The organism is Bathymodiolus azoricus thioautotrophic gill symbiont (assembly GCF_001298715.1).
Taxonomy (GTDB): Bacteria; Pseudomonadota; Gammaproteobacteria; order PS1; family Pseudothioglobaceae; genus Thiodubiliella.
In genome coordinates, this window is sequence record NZ_CDSC02000045.1 from 1 (window position 1) to 943 (window position 943).

Sequence of the window (943 nt, forward strand, 5' to 3'; positions counted from 1 at the left end):
TGCTTCCAGATAGATGGGTAGAAGGTGCGATTTTCTATTATGTATTAGAGAGTCTTGATTTATTGGATAAGCTTCACGGGCCACTGTTTAATGCCATTCACAATAAAAATAGAAATTTTAATTCCGAAGATGAATTTGTCAATTGGGTTGCGAATTTTGGCATTGACAAAGATAAGGTTGCTAAAGCGTTTAATTCATTTGGTGTCAAGATTAAAGTTAATAAATCCAAGTTAAATACGTTTAAATATAAAATGAAAGGTGTGCCTGTTATTGTAGTAAATGGTAAATATTGGACAGATGCTACTCGTGCTGGCTCACATCATGAAATGTTAAAAGTAGTAGATTTCTTAATCAAAAAAGAAAGCAAGGTTGAATGAGTCAGTTTTAGTTTTATCTGGGCTTGACCCTTGTGGTGGCGCTGGTATCAGTGCTGATATTGAAACCATTAACCAACTTGGACTAACGCCATTGCCGATTGTAACGACGATGACAGTGCAAAACACCCAATCAATTGCTGAAGTTCAAGTAGTGGATATTGGGTTAATTACCAAACAATTCCATCATCTGCAAGCAGATATTGATTTTAAGGTTGTTAAGATTGGGTTGCTTTGCTCTAGCGAACAAATTAGGGTAATTGCCGATTTAGTACGAGATAAAATCATTGTGCTTGACCCGATTATCAAAGCGAGCAGTGAAGAAACTTTATTGCAAACGCAGGCAATAGACACACTAAGACAAGACTTATTGCCTTGGGTAAAAATCATCATCCCAAATATGGCAGAATTACACGCCTTATCTGGCGAAAAAGACGAGCAAAAAGCCATAGAAAAACTAGCGTGTGAGTGGGTGCTGCTCACCACCACTGATGTGTCGGATGCTAGTATTGAGCATCGCTTGTATCAACAAGCTAAGTTAGTGAAAAGCTATACTTACGATAAATTAT

General features: G+C 37.2%; 2 protein-coding genes. Both read left to right on the forward strand.

The window, feature by feature from the left end:
- Nucleotides 1-377: DsbA family protein (locus BAZSYMA_RS00860; RefSeq protein ID WP_195910032.1), on the forward strand; the 377-nt coding region annotated here is incomplete at its 5' end.
- Nucleotides 370-943 (forward strand): bifunctional hydroxymethylpyrimidine kinase/phosphomethylpyrimidine kinase (gene thiD / locus BAZSYMA_RS00865; RefSeq protein ID WP_090714601.1); only part of this gene is annotated, 574 nt, incomplete at its 3' end. The genes BAZSYMA_RS00860 and thiD, both read left to right, overlap by 8 nt.